At 44.7% G+C, this 8,015-nt stretch carries 3 protein-coding genes; all 3 read left to right on the forward strand.

Annotation, left to right across the window (positions count from 1 at the left end):
• The first annotated feature begins 108 nt into the window (after positions 1-108).
• The 3 genes from V7K97_RS07440 to bchH all read left to right on the forward strand — a co-directional run bounded on the left by V7K97_RS07440 (position 109) and on the right by bchH (position 7,648).
• Positions 109-939 (forward strand): DODA-type extradiol aromatic ring-opening family dioxygenase, encoded by an 831-nt coding sequence (locus tag V7K97_RS07440; protein ID WP_334800181.1) that lies wholly within the window; start codon positions 109-111, stop codon positions 937-939.
• A 215-nt stretch (positions 940-1,154) separates the two neighbouring features.
• Positions 1,155-3,083: an alpha-amylase family glycosyl hydrolase gene (locus V7K97_RS07445; protein ID WP_334800182.1), complete on the forward strand. Its 1,929-nt coding sequence runs from the start codon at positions 1,155-1,157 to the stop codon at positions 3,081-3,083.
• A gap of 785 nt (positions 3,084-3,868) precedes the next feature.
• On the forward strand, positions 3,869-7,648 hold the full coding sequence (bchH, locus tag V7K97_RS07450; RefSeq protein ID WP_334800183.1) for a magnesium chelatase subunit H: 3,780 nt from the start codon (positions 3,869-3,871) through the stop codon (positions 7,646-7,648).
• Positions 7,649-8,015 lie beyond the last annotated feature (367 nt).

Raw genomic sequence — 8,015 nt, forward strand, 5'->3', positions numbered from 1 at the left:
AACCTTGAAAAGCATATCTGCTATTTCGGTTTTTCTGTCAATGCGTAAGTCCTAAAGTCATACAATCAAAAAGAAATTGAGAACTCAAGAAGTTAAAGACAAGTACTCATGACGACAAACAAAACTCACCATGAAATTTCCCTCCCAACTTACTTTATTTCCCACGGGGGCGGTCCCTGGCCGTGGTTAAAGCCGGAGATGCCGGGATTTGAGCAACTGGAAGCGTCTTTGCAAGAAATGTCGAGGGAGATCGGCATAACCCCCAAGGCAATCCTCATGATCTCTGGTCATTGGTCAGAACGTGACTTCACAGTGATGACGAGTGCTGCCCCTGGGATGCTCTACGACTACTCTGGATTCCCCGAACACACATATCACATCAAATATTCTGCACCAGGGTCGCCGCAAATAGCCCACCAAGTGCAAGAATTGTTAGAGAAAGCGGGATTTCAGACGCGTTCCGACAACTCCCGTGGGTTTGATCATGGTGTCTTTGCCCCTCTGGTAGTAGCTTACCCAGAAGCAAATGTCCCAGTGCTTCAGCTATCGCTTCGCAGAGACTATGATCCAGCAGCTCATCTGGCAGCTGGTAGGGCACTTGCTCCTCTAAGAAAGGAGGGAGTGCTGATCGTCGGCAGTGGACTTAGCTATCACAACTTGAGACAGATGGGACCACAGGCAAGTGTCCCCTCCCATGAGTTTGACGAGTGGCTGACTGATGCTGTTTGCGGATTGAATTCGGAGGAAAGAAACCTGAAATTACTCAACTGGAGCAACGCGCCCTCAGCTCGCCTAGCCCATCCCAGGGAGGATCATTTAATCCCGCTCTTAGTGGCTGTTGGTGCGGCAGAAACAGAGCCGGGCGATCGCGTTTATCATGAGGATGCATTTAGGGGTGGGGTAGCTGTTTCCAGTTTTCGCTTTGGTAAATTTTGGTGATGGAGCAATTATCGTTAATAACTGGTATATTCCGTTGTTTTTACCCTCTAGCAGATGAATTATATCTATGGATAGAATTATAAACTAGCTAGCGATAGATACTTACGCCGTGGGCCGGATGTCACAATACCGAAGTTTGTAGCGACACGCAATAGTCGAAATGTTGTACTGTTAGTTCTACAAATGTGACATTACATGAAATTTTGAGTTTTTTTATGGTAACAACCCCTCCATCCCAGTTTTCACCAGATCAATACAAAGTTGATTCTGCACAAGAAAAAGTAGACGCTATCATAGAAACCCCACCATCGGAAACTGAGATTGACTTAGAGTTTCTTTACACCAGAGATATTGAATTTCGTCAAGAAACCATTTATTTTCTGGTAGTCGATCGCTTTTATGATGGCGATCCAGATAACAGTGAAGGTGCAAACTCAGAATTATACGATCCAACTAGACAAGAGTGGGGTAAGTACTGGGGTGGCGACTTGCAAGGTGTCATCGATAAGTTAGACTATCTTAAAAACATGGGAGTTACTGCCCTTTGGCTAACTCCACTATTCGAGCAGGTAGAAGAGTTATTTATTAGCAATGCGGCGATGCATGGCTATTGGACAAAAGACTTTAAGCGGATTAATCCTCGCTACATTGCTGACGGAGAAAATCCTTCTTTAAATGCTACTCAAGAAGAAAAAAATACGACCTTTGATCGGTTAATTACAGAACTGCACAAGCGGAATATGAAACTGGTGCTGGATATTGTCTGCAACCATAGCAGCCCTGATACCAGTGGTAGCAAAGGCGAATTGTTTGATGATGGGGTGAAAATTGCTGACTTCAATGATGATGTGAATAATTGGTATCACCATTATGGCGAAGTGCAAAATTGGGAAGACGATTGGCAAGTACAGAATTGTGAACTAGCCGGTTTAGCAACCTTCAATGAAAACAACACCGAATATCGAGAATATATTAAGTCAGCAATTAAACAATGGCTAGATCGGGGTGTGGATGCACTGCGGGTGGATACTGTCAAGCACATGCCCATCTGGTTTTGGCAAGAATTCACTGGCGAGATGACGAATCACAAACCAGATGTGTTTATTTTTGGTGAATGGATTTACAGTAATCCTAGTGACGATCGCTCGGTAGAATTTGCCAATCACTCAGGCATGACACTTCTAGACTTTGGGTTGTGCGTGGCAATTCGAGCCGCACTAGCGCAAGGTTCAGAAATGGGATTCCAAACAATTCAATACATTTTTGATCAGGATTATCGCTATAACGGCTCAACAGAGCTAGTTACCTTCATCGATAACCACGATATGTGCCGCTTCCAATCGCTGAACCCCGATCCAGCGATGTTGAAAGTAGCGATCGCTCTAATTATGACATCTCGCGGCATTCCCTGCATCTATTACGGCACAGAACAATATCTGCACAACGATACCGACGGCGGTAACGACCCATACAACCGCCCAATGATGGAAAATTGGGATAGTGAGAGTGAGATTTATCGCTGCATCCGGCTGCTGTCTGGCTTACGGCGACTGAATCCAGCTGTCTCAATGGGTAGCCACTGGCAAAAATACTTAACATCCGATATTTACTGCTATGTCCGCCGCTATCGTGACTCTTTGTGTTTTGTCGCTTTAAACCGGGGAGGAGAAGTTACTCTCCCAGAAGTAGAAACAGAATTACCCGATGGCGAACATACTTGCGTGGTGACTCGCAATAAATATGAAGTCAAAGACGGCAAAATTTATAATCTGGTATTAGAAGAACGGGGAGTGCTGGTTTTCAGCCACGTTGGGGAACGAATCAAAGGACAGACAATTGTCCGCGTCCAACTAAATGGCGTGGATACCCAACCCGGTGAAATCATTGTGGTGACAGGAGATTGCCCAGAGTTGGGTAACTGGGATATCAGCAAAGCCTATCCTTTAGAGTACATCAACTCCAATACCTGGTCTGCCGAGATTCCTTTTGATGAAAGTGCTGGTAAGCTGATTACTTATAAGTATGCAATGTGGCGAGAAGGGCAATCGCCTCTGCGCGAAAATCTGGTAACTCGCCGTTGGGTGATTGCCAAAGAAGGTACCGTTAAATGGCGTGATACCTGGGCATCGGGAAGAGAATCGTAGAGGGGAAAATTCCAAGTCTCTGACGCCACGTGCAACAAGAGTGGCTCGCCGCCCAACGCAGTGGCTCCTCCTTGTAGGCTAGGGTGTACACACAAGTCTTATAACCTAGCCCCACAACGTTTTGATCCCCCCTAACCCACGCCAGTCGCTCTACTTGGGGAGACCCCATCGCTTTTAGCGTCTCCCCTTCTCCCAAAGGGAGAGGCTAGCGCCAAGGGAGAAGACCGCGCTGGCTCCCCGATAAATTGGGGGGAAAAGAATCAAAGTCTCCCAATTTATCGTAAATTCAAGGTTTTAAGACCCCAACCATTACACGTAGTATCAGTTGAGTTGGGGTTTAAATCCCCGACTCCAACCCGACTTTTCACGGTATGTGGAAAACCTCTCTCTAAATCTCTCTCCTAAAAGGAGAGAGACTTTGAATTTTCCCCCTTCCCGTCGCGGGAAGGGGGTTAGGGGGTTAGGTTTTTCGTGGGCTTTTCCACATAACGTGAAAAGTCAGGACTCCAACTGTCTTTAATTTGGAAGTAATGAGTAATGAGTAATGGGTATTACTTATTACTCATTACTCATTTATTTAACGGGGGATTTAGGGGGATCAAGCCACATTTTGCACTTAGCATAAAGATGTGTGTACACCGTAGCTCCTTGTAGGAGAGAGGTTTTCCAGATACCGTAAAAAGTCAGTTAACGAAGCCAAGCCCATGTAAGCTTTTAGATATTTAACAATTAGCCTGGAAGCACGTTTAAAATTTAAGTAAAGAAATATTTCGTAGCTTACAGGCATGAAACGCATCGTCTTAGTTGCTGGGTTTGAATCGTTCAACGCGGACTTGTATAGAAAAGCAGCTTTTTTGGCTAACTCTCGCTGTCCTGAGTTGGATATTCGGGTATTTAGCGATCGCGATCTTACCAATAAACGCACCGAGGTAGAAGCAGCACTTGATGACGCTGATGTGTTTTTCGGTAGCCTACTATTTGATTATGACCAAGTTGTGTGGCTGCGCGATCGCATTGCCCAAATTCCCATCCGTTTGGTGTTTGAGTCAGCCTTAGAATTGATGAGTTTAACCAAGCTAGGTATTTTTGCCATTGGCGACAATCCCAAAGGAATGCCCAAACCAGTTAAATTCATCCTCGACAAATTTAGCAACGGACGAGAAGAAGACAAACTCGCTGGTTACATCAGCTTCTTAAAAATTGGCCCCAAACTACTGAAATATGTCCCAGTGCAGAAAGTCCAAGACTTACGCAACTGGTTAATTATCTATGGTTACTGGAATGCTGGCGGTTCAGAAAACGTCGCTTCATTATTCTGGACACTAGCAGAAAAATACTTGGGTTTAAAAGTCGGCGACATTCCCCCCCTAGTCGAAACCCCCAATATCGGATTACTCCATCCCGACTATCCAGGGTTTTTTGAATCGCCCCGCGAATATTTAGAATGGCATAAAACCCATTGTAGAGACGCGATTCATCGCGTCTTCTTCCCTAATCGCGTCTTCTTCCCTAATCGCGTCTCCCCAAATCGCGTCTCCCCAAATCGCGTCTCCCCAGTTGTCGGAATTCTCCTCTACCGAAAACACGTCATCACCAAACAACCCTACATTCCCCAACTAATTCGCAGTTTTGAAAAAGCCGGGTTAACTCCTTTACCCATTTTCATCAACGGCGTGGAAGGACACGTAGCGGTACGAGATTTAATGACAACCGACTATGAAATTCAGCAACGACAATTAGGTAATATCGAGACTCCCTCACTATCTAGTGAAGCAGTTAAAGTCGATGCGATCGTTTCCACAATTGGCTTTCCTCTGGTGGGTGGCCCGGCTGGTTCAATGGAAGCTGGGCGTCAGGTGGAAGTAGCAAAACGCATTCTCACTGCCAAGAATGTACCTTATATTATTGCCGCACCACTATTAATTCAAGATATTTCCTCGTGGACGCGCCAAGGTATCGGCGGATTGCAAAGTGTAGTATTGTACGCTTTACCAGAGTTGGATGGGGCTATTGATACCGTTCCTCTCGGTGGTTTGGTGGGCGAAAATATTTATCTGGTTCCCGAACGAGTGCAGCGATTAATTGGTAGGGTAAAAAGTTGGGTGGCTTTGCGGCAAAAACCTGCATCGGAACGCAAGATTGCGATTATTTTATATGGGTTTCCTCCCGGTTATGGTGCTGTGGGGACAGCTGCATTATTAAATGTCCCGCGTAGTTTGCTGAAGTTTCTCCACGCACTTCAAGAACAAGGTTATACTGTCGGGGATTTGCCTGATGATGGAGAAGAATTGATTCGCTGGGTGAAAGAAGCAGATGAAGCTAATCCTCTTGTGGGGCAGTCGTCTCGCCTGCCCGTAGATAATGTTGCCCAGCACATAAGTACTGTCAACGCCCGTACCCTAGAAAAATGGCTAGGATATCTGCAAACATCCCGCATCGAAAAACAATGGAAATCTCTCACGGGGACTGGTATTAAAACTTATGGCGATGAATTCCAAATTGGTGGTGTGCAATTAGGCAATGTCTGGATAGGTGTACAGCCACCTTTGGGCATACAAGGCGACCCGATGCGGTTAATGTTTGAACGAGATTTAACGCCCCATCCCCAATATGCTGCTTATTATAAATGGTTACAAAATGAGTTTCAAGCTGATGCTTTAGTTCATTTTGGCATGCATGGAACGGTGGAATGGTTGCCTGGTTCTCCTTTGGGTAATACGGGTTATTCTTGGTCGGATATTCTGTTAGGAAATTTGCCTAATCTATATATATATGCGGCGAATAATCCTTCAGAATCCATGTTGGCAAAACGTCGCGGTTATGGTGTGTTGATTTCTCATAATGTCCCGCCTTATGGTCGTGCAGGTTTGTATAAGGAGTTGGTGGGGTTGCGGGATTTGATTTCGGAGTATCGGGAAGATCCCCAAAAGAATTATGTTTTGAAGGAAGGGATTTGTAAAAAAATTGTGGATTCTGGGTTGGATGCAGATTGTCCGTTTACAGAGGCGAAGAAGTTGGGGATTGCCTTTACTCCTGAAAATGTGCGGATGTTTAGTAATCATGCTTTTGATGATTATTTGGTGGAGTTGTATGGATATTTACAGGTTTTAGAAAATCGGTTGTTTTCTTCTGGGTTACATACTTTGGGGGAAGCACCGAATGAGGAGGAGTTGGAGGGGTATTTGGAGGCTTATTTTGGAGACGAACCGCCTTCGCGCAGCGTCTCGGAGAGAAGACGCCAAGGACGCCAAGAGGAAGAAAAGCAAATTACAGATTTGTTGATGCAATCTACGGATGAGTTGACGAATTTGTTAAGGGGGTTGAATGGGGAGTATATTCCGCCTGCGCCGGGGGGGGATTTGTTAAGGGATGGGGCTGGGGTTTTGCCGACTGGGAGGAATATTCATGCTTTAGATCCTTATCGGATGCCTTCACCTGCGGCATACCAACGAGGACGAGAAATTGCTCAAAAAATTATCGCCCAGCATTTGGATGAATGTGGGAAATATCCTGAGACGGTGGCGGTGATGTTATGGGGATTGGATGCGATTAAAACTAAGGGTGAATCTTTGGGGATTTTGTTGGAATTGGTGGGGGCTGAACCTGTTAAGGAAGGAACTGGTAGGGTTGTTCGTTATGAATTGAAGCCGTTGGCGGAGGTTGGACATCCCCGCATTGATGTTTTGGCTAATTTATCTGGGATTTTCCGAGATAGTTTTGTCAATATCATCGAATTGTTGGATGATTTATTTCAACGGGCGGCTGATGCTGATGAATCAGAAGATCAGAATTTTATTAGAAGACATGCTTTGGCTTTGAAAGCCCAAGGTGTAGAGAATGTATCGGCGAGATTGTTTTCTAATCCGGCGGGTGATTTTGGTTCTTTGGTGAACGATAGGGTGGTTGATGGTAATTGGGAATCTGGTGAGGAGTTGGGGAATACTTGGCAAAGCCGCAATGTATTCAGCTATGGGAGAGAAGATAAAGGTCAAGCTAGACCGGAAGTTTTAAATACTTTGTTAAAAACTAGCGATCGCATTGTTCAAGAAATCGATTCGGTAGAATATGGTTTAACTGATATTCAAGAATACTACGCTAATACTGGCGGTTTGAAAAGGGCAGCAGAAAAACAAGGCGGGAAGAAGGTGACAACTAGCTTTGTGGAAAGTTTCTCGAAGGATACTACACCCCGCAATTTAGATGATTTGCTGCGGATGGAGTACCGCACTAAGTTGGTAAATCCTAAATGGGCGCAAGCAATGGCGAATCAAGGTTCTGGTGGTGCTTTTGAAATTTCCCAACGGATGACGGCGTTGATTGGTTGGGGTGGTACTGCCGATTTTACCGATGATTGGGTTTACGATCAAGCGGCTGATACTTATGCCTTAGATGCAGAGATGGCGGATAAATTACGCAAGGCAAATCCTGAAGCTTTTCGCAATATTTTAGGCAGAATGTTGGAGGCACATGGGCGGGGTTTCTGGGAAGCTGATGGTGATAAGTTAGATAAGTTGCGTCAGTTGTATGAGTTGACAGATGAAGAGTTGGAGGGTGTGACGGTTTAGAAATAGGGAGAAATTATGAAGTTTCTGATTGCTATCTTTCCATCTGAACTGACTTTTCACGTTATGTGGAAAAGTCCACCAAAAACTTATTACAATCCATCAAACAACAGAACCTCGGCAGTTCCAATGACCAATGACCAATGACCAATGACTTGATATCTGCTTGATATTAAGTCTTGTGTAAGGTTTGAGATGTATAATATCGGTGTATAAAGTTGTGTTTGAGTTTGTCACAGAAATTAAACAAGTTTAAAGTATCCTGCTGGATTTTGTTTACAGCAATTTTCAGGTAATTGAACCACAAACTAAGTTAGAATGAAGAGATAATATTGTATGAATAAATGCCAGTATCTTACTCAAAGGATTT

It is taken from the genome of Nostoc sp. (assembly GCF_036917815.1).
Taxonomy (GTDB): domain Bacteria; phylum Cyanobacteriota; class Cyanobacteriia; order Cyanobacteriales; family Nostocaceae; genus Nostoc.